We start from the raw sequence: 17,472 nt of genomic DNA, 5'->3' as shown, positions 1-17,472 counted from the left end.
TATGTGTCTATAAAGTTGTTCAAGTAAACTCGGCCCTCTCACGTAAGTCCGTTTTCGAGGATGTGTCATGGCCGATTACAAAGCCCCCCTGCGCGACATGCGCTTCGTGCTCAATGAAGTATTCGAAGTCTCCAAGCTCTGGGCCGAGCTGCCGGCCCTGGCCGAGGTGGTCGATGCCGATACCGCCAGTGCCATCCTGGAAGAAGCTGGCAAAGTCACCGCGGGCAGCATCGCCCCGCTGAACCGTAGCGGTGACGAAGAGGGCTGCTCCTGGGACAACGGCGCGGTGAAAACCCCGGCCGGTTTCCCCGAGGCCTACCAGACCTACGCCGAAGGCGGCTGGGTCGGTGTCGGCGGTTCGCCGGAGTTCGGCGGCATGGGCATGCCCAAGGTGATCGGCGCCCAGGTCGAGGAGATGGTCAATTCGGCCAACCTGTCCTTCGGTCTGTATCCGATGCTGACCGCCGGCGCCTGCCTGTCGATCCTCAACCACGCCAGTGAAGAGCTGAAGGCGCAGTACCTGCCGAACATGTACGCCGGCGTCTGGGCGGGTTCCATGTGCCTGACCGAGCCGCACGCCGGCACCGACCTGGGCATCATCCGCACCAAGGCCGAACCCCAGGCAGATGGCAGCTACAAGATCAGCGGCACCAAGATCTTCATCACCGGCGGTGAGCACGATCTGACCGAGAACATCATTCATCTGGTGCTGGCCAAGCTGCCGGACGCACCGGCCGGGCCGAAAGGCATTTCGCTGTTCATCGTGCCCAAGGTCATGGTCAATGCCGACGGCTCCCTCGGTGAGAAAAACGCGCTGGGCTGCGGCTCCATCGAGCACAAGATGGGCATCAAGGCTTCGGCCACCTGCGTGATGAACTTCGACGGCGCCACCGGTTACCTGGTCGGCGAGGTGAACAAGGGCCTCAACGCCATGTTCACCATGATGAACTACGAGCGCCTGGGCGTTGGCATCCAGGGCCTGGCCCTGGGCGAGCGCAGCTACCAGAGCGCCGTCGAATACGCCCGCGAGCGCATCCAGAGCCGCGCACCAACCGGCCCGGTGGCCAAGGACAAAGCCGCCGACCCGATCATCGTGCACCCGGACGTGCGTCGTATGCTGCTGACCATGAAGGCGCTGAACGAGGGTGGTCGCGCCTTCTCCAGCTACGTCGCCATGCAGCTCGATACCGCCAAGTACAGTGAGGACAAGGACACCGCCAAGCGTGCCGACGAGCTGGTCGCCCTGCTGACGCCGGTGGCCAAGGCCTTCCTCACCGACATGGCGCTGGAAACCACCGTGCATGGCCAGCAGATCTTCGGCGGCCACGGCTTCATCCGTGAGTGGGGCCAGGAGCAGCTGGTGCGCGACTGCCGCATCACCCAGATCTACGAAGGCACCAACGGCATCCAGTCGCTGGACCTGATGGGGCGCAAGATCGTCGGCAGCGGCGGCAGCTTCTACAAGCACCTGGCCGACGAGATCAAGGCCTTCGTCGCTTCGGCCGATGCCAATCTCGACGAGTTCACCAAGCCGCTGGCGGCGGCTGTGCAGAACCTCGACGAGCTGACCGCCTGGGTGCTGGATCGTGCCAAGGGCAATCCCAACGAGATCGGTGCGGCCTCGGTGGAGTACCTGCACGTGTTCGGCTACACCGCCTATGCCTACATGTGGGCCTTGATGGCGCGTGCCGCGCTGGGCAAGGAAGGGCAGGACGAGTTCTACGCCAGCAAGCTGGGTACCGTGCGCTTCTACTTCGCCCGCCTGCTGCCGCGCATTCACTCGCTGAGTGCGTCGGTCAAGGCCGGTAGCGAGTCGCTGTATCTGTTGGATGCTGCGCAGTTCTGATCCTGTGTGGTGCGTACGCAAGCCCCGGCCTGAGTGCCGGGGCTTGTGCATTTACAGGGTCAGAAAATCTCGTACGGGAACTCGATGATCAGGCGAACCTGATCTGAGGACACGTCGGACTTGCCGTTGCCGATACGGTGGGTGGCCTGACGCAACTTGAAGGACAGGTCCTTGGCCGGGCCACTCTGCACCACATAGCCCACGGCGAGATCGCGTTCCCAGTGGTCTTCGCTGTCAGCGTAGTAGGCGTAGGGGCTGCTCGGATCCATCTTGCTGCCATCGACGTCGGTACCACGGATGTAGCGGGCGTGGAAGGTCAGACCGGGCACGCCATAGCTGGCCATGTTGAGGTCGTAGAACAGACCCCAGGAGCGTTCGTTCGGGCCGTTGAAATCCACCAGTTGCGAGGAGTTGGCCAGGTAGATGGAATCATGGAAAGTGCCTGGCCCCATGCCCAGGTAGTCGAATGGCTGGTCGCCATTGATGCGTTGGTGAGTCACCTTGAAGGTGTGCGCGCCGACGGTGTAAGCGGCGGCGAACGACCAGGCGGTGACGCCGATCTCGCCGGCCAGCTTGCGACCTTCGTCATTCGAGCGATAGATGTTGAAGTCGAAGTTCAGGCTCTGATCGTCACTCAGCGAGTAGGTGTAGTTGGTGTTGGCGTAGTACTGACGCCAGATGTCCTTGTACTCCGAGCCATAGAGGCTGACGCTGAGGTTGTCGGTGATGGCGTAGTTGCCGCCGACGAAGTCCACGGTATCCGTGCTGACGCCGGCGTAGGATGCGTGGAAATCATCGTCGCTGTTTGTGCTGTTGAAGTCCTTGGAGGCGGTCATGTGTCCGGCTTCGAGGTCCAGGCCTGCCCACTCTGAACTGGTCAGCCAGAATCCGGTAGCGGTGCCCGGAACCAGGCGCGCATCGGCCGGTGCGAAAACCGGGTTGTAAGGACGCAGGTTGTTGCCATAACGCAGTTCGGTGTTGGACAGGCGCATCTTCACCGAGGCGCCGGCAGAGCCTGCTGCGTCCTTGGTGCCTTCGCCATCCGGTACCAGTACGCCCGCCTGTCCAGAGTATCCACGACCACCATCGAGCTTGATCGCCGAATAGGCGCTCAGGTCGACGCCGAAGCCAAGGGTGCCCTGGGTATAGCCGGAGGTGTAGTCGAGGCGAAAACCTTGGCCCCATTCGCGCCGGTCATCAGCACCGCCATGGCGATCGTGATTCCAGTAGAGGTTGCGGGTCATGAACTTCAGGTGGCTGTCTTCGATGAAACCCTGGCTTTCGGCCTGACTGGCCAAGGCCAGTGGTGCCCCCGTTGCGGTGCTGATGGCCAGGGCCAGTAGTGTTTTTCTGCGAAATGACATGGCTTGCTCTCCGTATGTTTTTAGACATCGTTGGCGGCAGAGAAAGGGGTGTCGCGTCCTCCCTTGGTTGGCGAGAGTGTTGAAAGGGCCGATGTGCTGGCCGTGAAGCAGCGAATCCCCCGAGTTCGCATTCGGCGAACCCGGGGGAGGGTACGGAGGTGAGGGGGGAGGTAATGGGTGAGAGCGACGGTCAGCGGTCAGATACCGACGCGATGGCGCATTGGCATCGTGTGGGCGTCGCTTTTGGCGTCCCGCAGTTCTTCTGGTGCTCAGCCTCTGCGCATTCGGCTAACGTAGAGTAGCGATGGCTGATCACTTTCCAGTGTGAGGCGCCCCTGCTCGTTCTCCAGCAGCACACCACTGTGTGCTGCCAGCACCTGCTGACCGCCCTCTGGCAGTTGATAGTGCAGAGCTTCGGGCGCGGCATTCCACAGCAGCAAAATCTCGGCATCGTTCTGCAGCGCCTGTTCGCCCTGCCACTCAAGCAACTGCAACTCATGCTTCCAGACGCCGCGTCGCGTCATCAGGTTGAGATCGGTGATCGGGCCGTCCAGCAGATGGGCGCTGATCGCTTCTTCACCGCCGAACACGGCTATGGCGCCACCGCTGAGCAGCATTTCGCGCTGCCCGTCGGCGCGTTGCAGGCACACGCCGTTACCGGCGAGCACGGCCAAGCTGCGGTCGATGCCCGGGAAGCTGGAAAAGGCACCATCCACCGCCACCTGCGCAGTGCTGATGCGCCAGGCGAAATCCTCCAGGCCGGCATCCGCTGGCGAAATAGCCAATTCCACGGTGGAGCCGCCACCGTTCTTCCAGGGCATTGCGCGGGCAGTTGTGGGGTCGAGCAGGGTGCAGGGCATGATCTCTCCAAATGTGTATACATAAAGGCTAGGCGACAAACGGTTCCGATCACAGGGTCGGCGAAGATGTCTCCAAATAGAGGCCGGTAACGCTCTATTCAGGGTATCAAGCCGTCTTGCCAGGTCTTGTGATCATAAGGTCAGGCCGTTGCTGACAGCTTGACGCCGATTCGATCCACTCATATTGTATATACAAAACAAGCCGGGAGAATCCCATGCCGATGCATTCCACCTCGAAACAGCTCTGGCGCGATGTGCAGGTCTTCGATGGCCTGGCGCAGCTGGACGAGGCGATGAACGTACTGGTCGAGGACGGTCGCATTGCCGGTCTTTGGCCGTCACGCACCTTCGACGAGGCGCTGGCTCAGGGTGCAGTCGAAGCTGGGCGTGGCGGCGTGATGACCCCAGGCCTGGTCGATTGCCACACCCATCTGGTTTATGCCGGCAACCGCGCTGGAGAGTTCGAGCAGCGCCTGGAAGGCGTCAGCTACGAAACCATCGCCCGCAACGGCGGCGGCATCCTCAGCAGCGTGCGCGCCACTCGCGCGGCCAGCGAGGACGAGCTGATCGCCGCCAGCCTGCCGCGCCTCGATGCGCTGCTGGCCGATGGCGTGACCACGGTGGAGATCAAGTCCGGTTACGGCCTGACCGTCGAAAGTGAGTTGAAGATGCTGCGCGTGGCCCGTCGCCTCGGCCAGCTGCGCCCGGTGCGCGTGCTCACCACGCTGCTCGGCGCCCACGCGCTGCCGCCGGAATACGCCGGCCGCGCCGACGACTACGTAAGCCTGGTCTGCGACGAGATGATTCCGGCCGCCGCAGCGGAAGGCCTGGCCGATGCGGTGGACGTGTTCTGCGAAGGCATCGGCTTTTCCCCGGCGCAGTGCGAACGTATCTACCAGGCCGCTCAGGCCCATGGTCTGGCGATCAAGGCCCATGCCGAGCAGCTGTCCAATCTGGGCGGCAGCGCCCTGGCCGCACGTTACGGTGCGCTGTCTGTCGACCATATCGAATACCTGGATGAGGCCGGCGTGCGCGCCATGGCCGAGGCCGGCACCGTCGCTGTTCTGCTGCCCGGCGCCTTCCACGTGCTCCGCGAAACCCAGCTGCCGCCCATCGAACTGCTGCGCCAGTACGGCGTACCGATGGCCGTGGCCAGCGACGCCAACCCCGGCACCTCGCCGATCTGCATGCCCACGCTGATGGCCAACCTGGCCTGCACCCTGTTTCGCCTGACCCCGCGCGAAGCCCTGGCCGGCATGACCGCCCATGGCGCCCGCGCCCTCGGCCTGCCCGACCTCGGCCGCATCGCGGTCGGCGCGCCAGCGGATCTGTGCCTGTGGGATATCCAGCAACCGGCCGAACTGGCCTACGCGGTGCAGGCCGGGCGCCTGCGTCAGCGCGTTTTCAACGGAGCCATTACTCATGCTCGCTGATCGTCACAGCATGGCTGCCTGGAGCGGTCGTACCGACCCGGAAACCGACAGCGCGCGCTGGCACCAGCGCATCCGCGCACTCGCCGAAGACAGCCAGCCGGGCCTGGCCCTGCTGGGGTTCGCCTGCGACGAGGGCGTGCGCCGCAACCATGGCCGCGTCGGTGCTGCCGCTGCGCCGCAAAGCGTACGAAAGGCGCTGGCCAACCTGGCCTGGCATCGTCAGGCACCGGCCTATGACGCCGGTGACGTGACCTGCGAAGACGGCGACCTGGAAGCGGCGCAGGCCCGCCTCGGTCGTAACGTCTGCGCGCTGCTGGATGTCGGCCATCTGCCGCTGGTAATCGGTGGCGGTCATGAAGTGGCCTTCGGCAGTTGGTCGGGCCTGGCCGAGCATCTGTCTGGCAATCCTGCCCCTCGTATCGGCATCATCAATTTCGACGCCCATTTCGACCTGCGCGACCCGGCCCATGTGCATTCCTCCGGCACACCCTTCGCGCAGATCGCCGAGCAGTGTGCCGCACGCGGCTGGCCGTTCCGCTACGCCTGCCTGGGCGTCAGCCGCGCCAGCAACACCCGCGCGCTGTTCGCTCGTGCGGCCGAGCTGAACGTGCTGGTGCGCGAGGATCACCAGATTCGCGAGTCGACCCTGGAGAGCATCGGCGCCGAGCTGGACGCCTTCGCCGCCGAGTGCGACGCGCTCTATCTGACCATCGACATCGACGTGCTGCCGGCCTGCGAGGCGCCGGGCGTCAGCGCGCCAGCAGCCCGTGGCGTGCGCCTTGAGCTGCTGGAGCCGCTGCTCGAACGGCTCAAGGCCAGCGGCAAGCTGCGCCTGGCAGACCTGGCCGAGATCAACCCCGACTACGACATCGACAACCGCACCGCCAAGGTGGCGGCGCGGCTGATTCATCTGCTCAGCCTCTGAGCTCGACGCTTTCCCGCACAACAACAACTACGAGGAAACCCCGATGTTCATTACCGCCCGCTGCGGCCAGGAGCCGCGTCATGTCTGAGTCCCTGCCTTTGAGCGCTGGCGTGTCGCGCTCGCGCGCATTGGCGCGCCTGCTGGGCTACAGCCTGATCGGCCTGTTGCTGTTCTTCGTGCCGTTCGAGATCGCCGGGCGCTCGACCATCCTCCTCGACCACGCCGCCAGCGCCCTGCAACTGCACGCGCGGCCGCTGGTGGTCGGCGTGGCGTTGCTGTTCATGCTCTACGGCGCGGTCGCTCCCTGGCTCGACGGCAGTTGGCGGCGCAGCCTGACCCACACGGTGTTCAGCGTGCTCAAGGTGTTCGGCCTGCTGATCGGCGCCGCCTATCTGCTGCAGCTCGGCCCGCAGGCGCTGTACCAGCCGGACATGCTGCCGTTTCTGTTCGAGAAGCTGGTGCTAAGCCTGGCGCTAATCGTGCCGCTGGGTTCGCTGGCGCTGGTGTTCCTGATCGGCTTCGGCCTGCTGGAGCTGATCGGCGTGCTGATGCAGCCGGTGATGCGGCCGATCTGGCGCACACCGGGCAAGTCGGCCATCGACGCCGTGGCATCCTTCGTCGGCAGCTACTCGGTGGGCCTGTTGATCACCGACCGCATGTACCAGCAGGGCCATTACAGCGTGCGCGAGGCGGCGATCATCGCCACCGGCTTCTCCACTGTCTCGGCGCCGTTCATGGTTATCATCGCCAAGACCCTGGGCCTGATGGGTCAGTGGAACCTGTATTTCTGGGGCGCCATGGCGGTGACCTTCGCCGTCACCGCGATCAGCGCGCGCATCTACCCGCTGTCGCGCCTGCCGTCCGAATCTACGCCCGAGGCGCAGCTGCAACCCGGTGAAAGCCGCCTGGGCAGTGCCTGGCGCGCCGGCATGCAGCAGGCCAGCAATGCGCCATCGCTGGGCTCGGCGCTGCGCGAAACCTTCGTCGATGGCCTGCGCATGACCGCCGCCATCCTGCCGAGCATTCTCGCCGTCGGCCTGCTCGGCTTGCTCGCCGCCAAGTACACGCCGCTGTTCGATGCCCTCGGCGTGCTGCTCTACCCGCTGACCTGGCTGTTCGGCCTGGACGAGCCGATGCAGGTGGCCCGCGCCATCTCCGCCGGCCTGGCGGAAATGTTCCTGCCGGCGATGCTGCTCAAGGATGCCGACGTGCTGGTGAAGTTCGTCACCGCCATCGTTTCGGTCAGCAGCGTGCTGTTTCTGTCTGCCTCGATTCCCTGCGTGCTGGCCACGCGAATTCCCCTGAGCCTGGGCCATCTGCTGCTGATCTGGCTGCAGCGCACCCTGCTCAGCCTGCTGTTGGCCATCCCCCTGGCCTACCTCGCCCAATTTCTGGGCTGGCTCTGACCGCCCACCACTGACCCGTTCCCACAGGAGCCCGCAACATGACCAAGTTCCGCGACACCGAAATCCGCGCCCCGCGTGGCACCACGCTCACTGCCAAGAGCTGGCTGACCGAAGCGCCGCTGCGCATGCTGATGAACAACCTCGACCCGGACGTGGCCGAGAATCCCAAGGAGCTGGTGGTGTACGGCGGCATCGGCCGCGCCGCACGCAACTGGGAGTGCTATGACAAGATCGTCGAGAGCCTGACCAACCTGAATGACGACGAGACCCTGCTGGTGCAATCCGGCAAGCCGGTCGGCGTGTTCAAGACCCACAGCAACGCACCGCGCGTGCTGATCGCCAACTCCAACCTGGTGCCGCACTGGGCCAGTTGGGAGCACTTCAACGAGCTGGATGCCAAGGGCCTGGCCATGTACGGCCAGATGACCGCCGGCAGCTGGATCTACATCGGCAGCCAGGGCATCGTCCAGGGCACCTATGAAACCTTCGTCGAAGCCGGTCGTCAGCACTACGCCGGCAACCTCAGAGGTCGCTGGGTGCTGACCGCAGGCCTGGGCGGCATGGGCGGCGCCCAGCCGCTGGCCGCCACCCTGGCCGGCGCCTGCTCGCTGAACATCGAATGCCAGCAGACCAGCATCGATTTTCGCCTGCGCAGCCGTTATGTCGACGAGCAGGCCACCGATCTGGACGACGCCCTGGCGCGCATCGCCAAGTACACCGCTGAAGGCAAGGCCATCTCCATCGCCCTGTTGGGCAACGCCGCCGAGATACTGCCGGAGCTGGTACGCCGTGGCGTGCGCCCGGACATGGTCACCGACCAGACCAGCGCCCACGATCCACTCAACGGCTACCTGCCGATCGGCTGGAGCTGGGCCGAGTACAAGGATCGTGCAGCCACCGACCCGGCTGGCGTGGTCAAGGCCGCCAAGCAGTCCATGGCCGTGCACGTGCAGGCCATGCTCGACTTCCAGAAGATGGGCGTGCCGACCTTCGACTACGGCAACAATATCCGCCAGATGGCCAAGGAAGAGGGCGTGAGCAACGCCTTCGACTTCCCCGGTTTCGTCCCGGCCTACATCCGCCCGCTGTTCTGCCGAGGCATCGGCCCGTTCCGCTGGGCGGCGCTGTCCGGCAACCCCGAGGACATCTACAAGACCGACGCCAAGGTCAAGGAACTGATCCCGGATGACGCCCACCTGCACCGCTGGCTGGACATGGCCCGCGAGCGCATCAGCTTCCAGGGCCTGCCGGCGCGTATCTGCTGGGTCGGCCTGGGTCTGCGCGCCAAGCTCGGCCTGGCCTTCAACGAGATGGTGCGTTCGGGTGAGCTGAGTGCGCCCATAGTCATCGGCCGCGACCACCTGGACAGCGGCTCGGTGTCCAGCCCCAACCGCGAGACCGAAGCGATGCAGGACGGCTCCGATGCCGTGTCCGACTGGCCGCTGCTCAACGCCCTGCTCAACACCGCCAGCGGCGCCACCTGGGTGTCGCTGCACCACGGCGGCGGCGTCGGCATGGGCTTCTCCCAGCATTCGGGTATGGTCATCGTCTGCGATGGCACCGACGAAGCTGCCGCGCGCATTGCCCGCGTGCTGACCAACGACCCGGGCACCGGCGTGATGCGTCACGCTGATGCCGGTTACCAGATCGCCATCGATTGCGCCCGCGAGCAGGGCCTGAACCTGCCGATGATCGGCTGAGGAAAGAGATTCCATGAATACGCTTAACCTGAAACCCGGCCAACTGACCCTGGCCGACCTACGCGCCGCCTACCAGGCGCCTGTGCAACTGACTCTGGACGCCGGCGCCCATAAGGCCATCGACGCCAGCGTCGCCTGCGTCAACCAGATCATCGCCGAGGGCCGCACCGCCTACGGCATCAACACCGGTTTCGGCCTGCTGGCCTCGACCCGCATCGCCAACGACGACCTGGAAAAGCTGCAGCGTTCGCTGGTGCTGTCCCACGCCGCCGGCATCGGTCAGCCGCTGGATGACGCCATGGTGCGCCTGATCATGCTGCTGAAGATCAACAGCCTGGCGCGCGGTTTCTCCGGCATCCGCCGCCAGGTGATCGACGCGCTGATCGCCCTGGTCAACGCCGAGGTCTACCCGCACATTCCGCTGAAAGGCTCGGTCGGCGCTTCCGGTGACCTGGCGCCGCTGGCGCATATGTCGCTGGTGCTGCTCGGCGAAAGCCAGGCGCGATACAAGGGTGAATGGCTGCCGGCCACCGAGGCGCTGGCCATCGCCGGCCTGGAGCCGATGACCCTGGCCGCCAAGGAGGGCCTGGCCTTGCTCAACGGCACCCAGGTGTCTACCGCCTACGCCCTGCGCGGGCTGTTCGAGGCCGAGGACCTGTACGCCGCCGCCAGCGTCTGCGGCGCGCTCAGCGTCGAGGCGCTGCTGGGTTCGCGCTCGCCCTTCGATGCACGCATCCATGCCGCCCGTGGCCAGCGCGGGCAGATCGACGCGGCGGCTGCCTTCCGTCACCTGCTTGGCGACAGTAGCGAGATTGGCCGCTCCCACGCCGCCTGCGACAAGGTGCAGGACCCGTACTCGCTGCGTTGCCAGCCGCAGGTCATGGGCGCCTGCCTGACCCAGCTGCGTCAGGCCGCCGAGGTGCTCGGCGTCGAGGCCAACGCGGTATCCGACAACCCGCTGGTGTTCGCCGCCGAAGGCGAGGTTATTTCCGGTGGCAACTTCCACGCAGAACCCGTGGCCATGGCCGCCGACAATATCGCCCTGGCCATCGCCGAGATCGGCTCGCTGTCCGAGCGCCGCGTCTCGCTGATGATGGACAAGCACATGTCGCAACTGCCGCCGTTCCTGGTGGCCAACGGCGGGGTCAACTCCGGCTTCATGATCGCCCAGGTCACCGCTGCGGCCCTGGCCAGCGAGAACAAGGCACTGTCCCACCCGCACAGCGTCGACAGTCTGCCGACGTCGGCCAACCAGGAAGACCACGTTTCCATGGCACCGGCTGCCGGCAAACGCTTGTGGGACATGGCCGCCAACACCCGTGGCGTGCTGGCCGTGGAATGGCTCGGCGCCTGCCAGGGCCTGGACTTCCGTGAAGGGCTGAAGAGCACCCCAGCGTTGGAACAGGCGCGTCAGGCGCTGCGCGCCAAGGTGCCGTATTACGTCGAGGACCGCTTCTTCGCCCCGGACATCGCCGCCGCCGATGCTCTGCTCGCCGAGCGCGTGCTGACGCCGCTGCTGCCGGCCGGCATGCTGCCTTCGGTGGGGTGATCGCGTTGCGCGGATGCGATCCGAGGCCTTGATATCAGGCCCCGGATTTCATCCGGGCTACGGTCTTTGTGTAGGAGCCGCGCCCCGCGGCGAATGGTGGTTACGCCGCAGGTCTTGCGCAGTGGCCGCGACCGCTTTCGCCCAGAGGCGGGGCTCCTACGAGATCACTTGTATGGCTGATGTATCATCCGCGCACCGGGCATTTCCAAGGAGCAGCCGTGACCAGTCCCACCCCGCGCTACAAGGCCATCGAGGATTTCCTCCTCGAGCGCATTCACGGCGGCGCCTATCCGGTCAATCACCAGATCCCGCCCGAGGAACAGCTGGCGCGCGACTTCGGCGTCAGCCGCATGACCGCCAACAAGGCGATCCAGAATCTGGTGCAGAAGGGTTATCTGGTGCGTCAGGCCGGGCTCGGCACCTTCGTCACCGACCGCAAGGCCGAGTCGCCGCTGCACGAGGTGATGAACATTGCCAGCGAAGTGCGCGGCCGCGGCCATGCCTACAGCAACGAAGTGGTGCGCTGCGAGGCCATCGCCGCCGATGACGAAGTGGCCCTGCGTCTGGGGCTGCGCCTGGGCGGCGAGGTGTTTCACAGCATCCTCGTGCACCTGCAGGACGGTCTGCCGATCCAGCTCGAGGACCGCTTCGTCAACCCGCGCTGGGTGCCGCATTACCTGCAGAGCGACTTCACCCAGGTCACCCCCAACGAGGTGCTGGTCGCCAGCTGTCCGATCTCGGATGTCGAGCATGTGGTTGAAGCGGTGCTGGTGGATGCGCGCACGGCCGAGCTGCTGCAGATCGACCCGGCCATGCCCTGCCTGAGCGTGATCCGCCGCACCTGGTCGGACGATCACCTGATCAGCTATGCACGGCTGATCCATCCCGGTGACCGCTACAAACTGCGCTCGCTGCACAAACGCAGAGCGTAGGCTTTCCACAAACCGTAGGAGCCGGCTTGCCGGCGATGCGCAGTGGTTTCGTCGCAGTTAAAGCCCCTGCCACTGTGCTCGGGGTCAGTCGCTGATCAGCTGATCCACTAGCGCAGGATCGTCGATAAAGCGATTGCGCGTGCCCTGCAGCACCTCAATCTTGTCGTTGCGTGCCTTTTCTTCGGCATCCGGCGGGTCCATGCGGTGCCAGGCCTTGTACATCGGCACCAGGCCGACGATGGGCAACCCGTATTCGATGTGCATGTAGAAGATCGCCCGGGCGATATTGCCCTTGGCTTCGTCACGTGGCTCCACCAGCTGGAAGCTGGTTTTCAGGTCGCAGCCGATATCGGCGAACTTGCTCGGCACGTCATCGGCCAGTTCGGCGAACTGGGCATTGCGTCGTGCCAGCTCCACGCGGCTCAGCGCCGGGTAGTAGTTGTGCAGGTCGGCGACGATGTACGGATAGCGCGGGTTCATGATGGTGCATTGGCGGTCGGTGACGCAGCGCATCGCGCTCTTGAGCTGCTTGCTGCTGTAGATCGGGCTGGCAGTGAGGGTGCCGCTTTCGCGGGCGAAGGTCTGGCCGCAATAGAGCGTGGTGCCGCCATTACCGTAAAGATCCTGCCAGAACGCCTGATCGATGGCCTGTTTGGCGTCGCCCAGTTGGGTCTGGCCATTGGCCAGGGAGAAGCTGCTGATGCAGGTTGCCAGGCAACCAAGAAGCAAGGTGACTGCGCGCATACTCTAGCCCCAGTGACCGCCGTTGTCGGAGTCTGTTGTTTTTGTAGGACAAGATGCAGTCTAGCAAGACGTACGTCACAAAAAACATGGCCAAATGCTTTCTCCCAACCTGGAGTGGCCCGGGCAAAGTCAGACGGCTGACAGAGGGAGAACTCGTGTAAGCCATGGCTTACACGATGTCACGATTTTCGCCACTGTCGGTCGATCAGGTACGAGCGTACTCTGCTGCACATGGATTCAGCGCAGGAAGCGCCTAGACGAACAGGGACACGCTGGACAGCCGCCAGGATGGTGAGCAGATCAAGGATGTCAGGACAACAGTCTGCAAGGCCCCGCAATCGCGGGGTTTTCTTTTTTCTGGCCTAGAGATTTTCAGCGGCCTGCTCAAGCTGCTCGTTGTTCGACGCGCAATTGCTCGAACCAATCCAGCGTCTCGTCCCACAGACGCTGCGCCGCAGGGCGGAAATAACCCATATGACCGATAGCGCCCAGGCCCTCAGCCTGCGAGTCGAGCGTGCGCGCCTGGTAGGGCGCATTCACATAGGCGGCCATGAAGGCATCGCGTGATGCCGGCGGTGCCCAAAGATCGTCCAGGCTGTTGAGCGCCACCATCGGTGTCTTCACCTGAGCGAAGCGCTCGGCCAGCCCCGGCATCTGCGGATCGTCGAAGAAATAGCGCGGGAAGCGGCACCAGCGTTTCCACTGACGGTACACGCCCAGCGGCAGATCCTCGCCCATGCCCAGTTTGCTCCAGGCCAGGTAGCCCTTGTAGCGCGTCATCAGCGGGCCTATCAGGCGCCACATGGCCAGCACGCGCACCTGCTCGGCCCTGGGCATCCAGCCGTGCCAACCGGCGCCGGTACCGAAGGTGTAGAAGCCGGCGACCTGATCATGGTTGGGCAGCAGGCCAAAGGCGTGACCGCCGAAGGAATGACCGATCATGAACAGCGGGCGCTCGGCGTGCCGGTGTTGATCCACCGCGGCGGCCAGGTCGAGATGGGCCCAGTCCAGATACTCCATCTCGAAACCACGCAGGCTGTCTGGCTTGGACTGGCCGATGCCGCGGTAGTCCAGGGTCATGGTGTTGAAACCACGGCTGGCGGCATGCTCAGCGAAGCGCCGATAGAAACCTTGCGGCACGCCGGTAGCGCCGGCGATCAGCAATTGTGCCTGGGGGCGCTCTGCGTGGTAGCGCGTGGCGGCCAACGGATAGTCGTCGAGGGCTAGCAGGGGCTGGGTTTCGCGGCGAATGCTCGTGCTCATGTCAGGTAGGCTCCATGCGGTGCTGGCGGGTCAGGTGGAGCAGGGTGGCGACGGCCTGTTTCAGCGGCTCGCTGCTGCCGGCGACTCGCGCTTGCAGCAGACCGCCTTCGTAGAGCGCGACGAATAGGGCCGCGAGCCCTTCTGGCTGTGGGTAACCATGACGTTGCAACTGCTGCTGCAGTGCCTGGCGAATGGCGGCGAAGGCATTGGCCAGGGCTGCACGAATTTCATGATCTTGCGGGCCGCTTTCCAGGGCCACGGTGGCTAGCGGGCAGCCGCGCTCGAAGGCGCTTTCCTGCAACTGGCCAAGCGCGCTCTGTAGCCAGATAGTCAGCGCATCGAGTGGATCGGACTGGCGCTCGAAGAGCGCAGCAAACGCCTGCTCGGCGCGCTGGCCGACACGCTCGATGGCGGCCACGGCCAGTTCGGTCTTGCCGTTCGGGAAGTGGTGATAAAGGCTGCCCTTGGGCGCATCGGCGGCGGCCAGCAGTTCGTTCAAACCAACGCCATGCAGACCCTTGCGTTGCAGGGCATCGATCATGGCGTCGATCAGTTTGTCGCGAGTAGTCTTGGTCATGGCCTGGATTATGTAGACTGGTCGGTCTAGCTGCCAGTGTCATTCAGGCCGTAGATGAGGGCATATCGGCATAGTGGAGCGCCGCCCAGTGGGCGGCGCGAGGTATCAGGCCTGCTTGGCTACCCAGGCGGCATAGGCGTCGATGAATTTCTGCAGGAACGGCTTGATGCCGTCGCTGAGTACGCCGTTCTCGTCGAAGAAGTTGCCGGCGCCACCGAGATAAGCCTCCGGCTGCTGCAGCACATGCACGTCGAGGAACACCAGGCACTGGCGCAGGTGATGGTTGGCACCAAAGCCACCAACGGCGCCCGGCGAGGCACTGAGCACGGCGCCTGGTTTACCGCTGAAGCCGCTCTGGCCATACGGGCGTGAGCCGACATCGATGGCGTTCTTCATCGGCGCCGGGATCGAGCGGTTGTATTCGGGGGTGATGAACAGCACCGCGTCGGCCGCCTTGAGCTTGCTGCGAAACGGCGCGTAGGAGGCCGGAGCGGTATCCCCGTCGGCGTCTTCGTTGTACAGCGGCAGGTCGCCGATCTCGAGGATTTCCAGATTCAGCGAGGCTGGTGCCAGATCGGCCAGCGCCAGGGCCAGTTTGCGGTTGATGGAGGCTTTACGCAGGCTGCCGACCAGTACGGCGACGTTGTAAGTCTTGCTCATGTGTACTCCAGAAGGTGAGGTGAGGAAGGAACAACCACTATAGACCCCGGATGTTTCAGCAGGTGCTGAATGCATCCAGCAGATCTTCGCTGAAGGCCTTCTGCGCCTCGCTGGGCGGATGGCCACGGTGACTGGCCAGGCGAAACTGCACGGTGAAATCCCAGGTGCCGGGCAGCGCGCGCAGGCCACCGCGGTTCACCCAGGGTTGGGCAATGTGCTCGGGCAGATAGCCCAGGTGCGCGCCGGAGAGGATGAACGCCAGGCTGCCCTCGACCTGCTCGCAACGGGCGCTGCTGCTACCGCCCTGCCAGGGCTCGTCGGCGGCGATGAAACGATAGGGATGCACAACCCGGTCGCAGTCCTGCAGGTCGTCGGCGCTCAGCGTTTGCCGCGCGAACAGCGGATGTTGGCTGCCGCAGTACAGGCGCTGGCGCTCCTCGAACAGTGGTTGGTAATCCAGCGCCGTCTGGCTGCCGGAAAAATAGCCGATGGCCAGTTGCAGCTGATCCTGCAGCAGGCGTCGCTCCAGCTCGGCGGGCATGGCGCTGAGCAGTTCGATCTGCACCGCCTGGTTGCGCTGGCGAAAACGTCCGACGGCCTTGCCGATACGCTCGATCACCTCGTCCGATAGCGCCTCCGATAGACCGATGCGCAGCTCGCCGAGCAGCTTGTCGGCCATGCCCTGGGCTTCGCCCTTGAAGGTCTCGATGGCGGCGAACAGCTTGCGTGTGGCAGCCAGCACCTGCTCGCCCTTGGGTGTCAGGCGAAAGCCGGCCTTGCCGCGCTCGCACAGGCGAAAGCCCAGGCGGGTTTCCAGCTTGGCCATCTGTGTGCTGATGGTCGACTGGCCGATGCCCAGCTCACCCTGCGCGGCGCTGAAGCCGCCGCTCTCCACCACGGTGACGAACAGCCGCAGCAGTTGCAGGTCGAGGTCGCGCAGTTGGCTGAGCATGTGTGCTCCATACATTGATGGCTGTCGATGTTGGAGTAGAACACTTCGAATTTATCCGAAGCAACGCCGGGTGCAGGATGCCGACATGCCTAGCCTCCAGCAGAGAGGCACGGCCAACCGCATCTGCCCGAGGAACCCACCATGCGTCTTGCTGCAAGCTTGCTGCTCCTGGCTATCGCCACACCGCTGATGGCCGAGCCGAAACAGCTCAATCTGTACAACTGGGCCGACTACGTGGCGCCGCAGGGGCTCGCGCGCTTTCAGGCCGAAACCGGCATCCGGGTCAAATACGACACCTTCGACAGCACCGATGTGCTGGAGAGCAAGTTGATGACCGGGGGCAGTGGTTATGACGTGGTCTTTCCCGCTTCCAGCGGCCTGTCGCGGGCGATCCAGGCCAAGGCGCTGCAACCAGTGGGGGCGCTGAAAAACGCCAGCAACCTCGACCCCGAACTGCTGGCCAAGCTGGCCAGCGTCGACCCCGGCAACCAGTACGGTGTGCCCTACACCTGGGGCACCGTGGGCCTGGCGATCAACAAGCAGGCCGTCGAACAGCGCCTACCCGGTGTGGCGCTGGACAGCCTCGACCTGCTGTTCAAGCCCGAGTACGCCAGCAAGCTCAAGGACTGCGGCATCTCCGTGCTCGACTCGCCGCAGGAGGTGATAGCCATCGCCCTCAATTACCTGGGCAAGCCGCCCTACAGCACCAAAGGCGCCGATCTGGACGCGGCCAGCGCGCTGCTCGCGGCGCTGCAACCGAACCTGCGCTACATCGGCAATGCCCGGCAGATCGACGACCTGGCCAAGGGCGAGACCTGCCTGGCGCTGACCTACACCGGTGACGCCGGCATGGCCGCTGCGCGCGCTGCCGAGGCCGGGCAGCCGTTCGAGGTGCTCTACCGCATTCCGCGCGAAGGCACGCTGATCTGGTTCGACACCATGGCCATTCCCGCCGACGCGCCGCATCCGGGCAACGCCCGTGCGTTCATCGACTTCATGCTGCAGCCCGAGGCCATCGCCGAGCTGACCAACGAGCTGTTCTTCGCCAACGCCAACCGCGCCGCCACGCCCCTGCTGGACGAGGCGGTGAGCGGTGAACCGGATATCTACCCGCCCGAAGCCGTGCGTGCGCGCCTGTTCGCCGAAGAAGTGCTGAGCCTGCGTGAGCAGCGTCAGCGCACCCGCCTGTGGACAGCCTTCCGCAGCCAGTACTGAGTCCGTAGGAGCGAGCTCTGCTCGCGAACATCACCGAAACGAGTAT

15 protein-coding genes are annotated in these 17,472 nt (G+C 64.7%); 8 read left to right on the top strand and 7 right to left on the bottom strand.

Translation table 11 applies throughout. The features are described from left to right. The first annotated feature begins 67 nt into the window (after window positions 1-67). Window positions 68-1,846: an acyl-CoA dehydrogenase C-terminal domain-containing protein gene (locus tag BLT86_RS16230; RefSeq protein ID WP_092378066.1), complete on the top strand. Its 1,779-nt coding sequence runs from the start codon at window positions 68-70 to the stop codon at window positions 1,844-1,846. Between the two features lie 59 nt (window positions 1,847-1,905). Here BLT86_RS16230 and BLT86_RS16225 read toward each other — a convergent pair whose 3' ends face one another. Together BLT86_RS16225 and BLT86_RS16220 are read right to left on the bottom strand one after the other, a co-directional pair. Further along, window positions 1,906-3,210 carry an OprD family porin gene (locus tag BLT86_RS16225; RefSeq protein ID WP_092378063.1) on the bottom strand — a complete coding sequence of 435 codons (1,305 nt, stop codon included), beginning with the start codon at window positions 3,208-3,210 and terminating at the stop codon, window positions 1,906-1,908. 269 nt (window positions 3,211-3,479) lie between these two features. Beyond that, window positions 3,480-4,070, bottom strand: a complete 591-nt coding sequence (locus BLT86_RS16220) for a HutD/Ves family protein (RefSeq protein WP_017675762.1) — start codon at window positions 4,068-4,070, stop codon at window positions 3,480-3,482. 215 nt (window positions 4,071-4,285) lie between these two features. On the opposite strand from BLT86_RS16220, the gene hutI reads away from it, so the two are divergent. The 6 genes from hutI to hutC all read left to right on the top strand — a co-directional run bounded on the left by hutI (window position 4,286) and on the right by hutC (window position 12,015). Continuing rightward, window positions 4,286-5,503 carry an imidazolonepropionase gene (gene hutI, locus BLT86_RS16215; RefSeq protein ID WP_017675761.1) on the top strand — a complete coding sequence of 406 codons (1,218 nt, stop codon included), beginning with the start codon at window positions 4,286-4,288 and terminating at the stop codon, window positions 5,501-5,503. Continuing rightward, on the top strand, window positions 5,493-6,428 hold the full coding sequence (gene hutG, locus BLT86_RS16210; protein ID WP_017675760.1) for a formimidoylglutamase: 936 nt from the start codon (window positions 5,493-5,495) through the stop codon (window positions 6,426-6,428). The genes hutI and hutG overlap by 11 nt, the downstream gene beginning before the upstream one ends. An 80-nt stretch (window positions 6,429-6,508) precedes the next feature. Then, window positions 6,509-7,834 (top strand): YjiH family protein, encoded by a 1,326-nt coding sequence (locus tag BLT86_RS16205; protein ID WP_017675759.1) that lies wholly within the window; start codon window positions 6,509-6,511, stop codon window positions 7,832-7,834. 38 nt (window positions 7,835-7,872) lie between these two features. Next, entirely contained in the window at window positions 7,873-9,534 is a 1,662-nt protein-coding gene (gene hutU / locus BLT86_RS16200; protein ID WP_017675758.1) for a urocanate hydratase, read from the top strand. 13 nt (window positions 9,535-9,547) lie between these two features. Then, a complete protein-coding gene (gene hutH / locus BLT86_RS16195; RefSeq protein ID WP_017675757.1) occupies window positions 9,548-11,083 on the top strand; it encodes a histidine ammonia-lyase in 1,536 nt (511 codons plus the stop codon). A gap of 218 nt (window positions 11,084-11,301) precedes the next feature. Beyond that, window positions 11,302-12,015: a histidine utilization repressor gene (hutC, locus tag BLT86_RS16190; protein ID WP_092378060.1), complete on the top strand. Its 714-nt coding sequence runs from the start codon at window positions 11,302-11,304 to the stop codon at window positions 12,013-12,015. 84 nt (window positions 12,016-12,099) lie between these two features. On the opposite strand, the gene BLT86_RS16185 is transcribed toward hutC, so the two are convergent. The 5 genes from BLT86_RS16185 to BLT86_RS16165 form a co-directional block, all read right to left on the bottom strand. Next, entirely contained in the window at window positions 12,100-12,759 is a 660-nt protein-coding gene (locus BLT86_RS16185; protein ID WP_092378056.1) for an endonuclease, read from the bottom strand. Between the two features lie 384 nt (window positions 12,760-13,143). After that, the gene (locus tag BLT86_RS16180) at window positions 13,144-14,022 is read right to left on the bottom strand and encodes an alpha/beta hydrolase family protein (protein ID WP_092378053.1); all 879 of its coding nucleotides are present in this window, start codon (window positions 14,020-14,022) and stop codon (window positions 13,144-13,146) included. 1 nt (window position 14,023) lies between these two features. Further along, on the bottom strand, window positions 14,024-14,599 hold the full coding sequence (locus tag BLT86_RS16175; protein WP_017675753.1) for a TetR/AcrR family transcriptional regulator: 576 nt from the start codon (window positions 14,597-14,599) through the stop codon (window positions 14,024-14,026). A gap of 105 nt (window positions 14,600-14,704) precedes the next feature. Then, on the bottom strand, window positions 14,705-15,259 hold the full coding sequence (locus tag BLT86_RS16170; RefSeq protein ID WP_017675752.1) for an NADPH-dependent FMN reductase: 555 nt from the start codon (window positions 15,257-15,259) through the stop codon (window positions 14,705-14,707). Between the two features lie 55 nt (window positions 15,260-15,314). After that, window positions 15,315-16,211 (bottom strand): LysR family transcriptional regulator, encoded by an 897-nt coding sequence (locus BLT86_RS16165; RefSeq protein ID WP_003463780.1) that lies wholly within the window; start codon window positions 16,209-16,211, stop codon window positions 15,315-15,317. Window positions 16,212-16,352: 141 nt separating this feature from the next. On the opposite strand from BLT86_RS16165, the gene BLT86_RS16160 reads away from it, so the two are divergent. Beyond that, window positions 16,353-17,426 carry an extracellular solute-binding protein gene (locus BLT86_RS16160; RefSeq protein ID WP_092378049.1) on the top strand — a complete coding sequence of 358 codons (1,074 nt, stop codon included), beginning with the start codon at window positions 16,353-16,355 and terminating at the stop codon, window positions 17,424-17,426. Window positions 17,427-17,472 lie beyond the last annotated feature (46 nt).

Origin of the sequence: Pseudomonas sihuiensis (assembly GCF_900106015.1) — a bacterium.
Lineage (GTDB): Bacteria > Pseudomonadota > Gammaproteobacteria > Pseudomonadales > Pseudomonadaceae > Aquipseudomonas > Aquipseudomonas sihuiensis.
This window is presented reverse-complemented; position numbering and strand designations above follow the sequence as displayed.

Bases quoted from the DNA above. Each gene is read 5' to 3' on its own strand.
- BLT86_RS16225 (WP_092378063.1), bottom strand. From the start codon at position 3,210: ATGTCATTTCGCAGAAAAACACTACTGGCCCTGGCCATCAGCACCGCA.
- BLT86_RS16170 (WP_017675752.1), bottom strand. From the start codon at position 15,259: ATGAGCAAGACTTACAACGTCGCCGTACTGGTCGGCAGCCTGCGTAAA.
- BLT86_RS16230 (WP_092378066.1), top strand. From the start codon at position 68: ATGGCCGATTACAAAGCCCCCCTGCGCGACATGCGCTTCGTGCTCAAT.
- BLT86_RS16205 (WP_017675759.1), top strand. From the start codon at position 6,509: ATGTCTGAGTCCCTGCCTTTGAGCGCTGGCGTGTCGCGCTCGCGCGCA.
- hutI (WP_017675761.1), top strand. From the start codon at position 4,286: ATGCCGATGCATTCCACCTCGAAACAGCTCTGGCGCGATGTGCAGGTC.
- BLT86_RS16160 (WP_092378049.1), top strand. From the start codon at position 16,353: ATGCGTCTTGCTGCAAGCTTGCTGCTCCTGGCTATCGCCACACCGCTG.
- hutH (WP_017675757.1), top strand. From the start codon at position 9,548: ATGAATACGCTTAACCTGAAACCCGGCCAACTGACCCTGGCCGACCTA.
- BLT86_RS16175 (WP_017675753.1), bottom strand. From the start codon at position 14,599: ATGACCAAGACTACTCGCGACAAACTGATCGACGCCATGATCGATGCC.
- BLT86_RS16185 (WP_092378056.1), bottom strand. From the start codon at position 12,759: ATGCGCGCAGTCACCTTGCTTCTTGGTTGCCTGGCAACCTGCATCAGC.
- BLT86_RS16180 (WP_092378053.1), bottom strand. From the start codon at position 14,022: ATGAGCACGAGCATTCGCCGCGAAACCCAGCCCCTGCTAGCCCTCGAC.
- BLT86_RS16220 (WP_017675762.1), bottom strand. From the start codon at position 4,070: ATGCCCTGCACCCTGCTCGACCCCACAACTGCCCGCGCAATGCCCTGG.
- hutU (WP_017675758.1), top strand. From the start codon at position 7,873: ATGACCAAGTTCCGCGACACCGAAATCCGCGCCCCGCGTGGCACCACG.
- hutG (WP_017675760.1), top strand. From the start codon at position 5,493: ATGCTCGCTGATCGTCACAGCATGGCTGCCTGGAGCGGTCGTACCGAC.
- BLT86_RS16165 (WP_003463780.1), bottom strand. From the start codon at position 16,211: ATGCTCAGCCAACTGCGCGACCTCGACCTGCAACTGCTGCGGCTGTTC.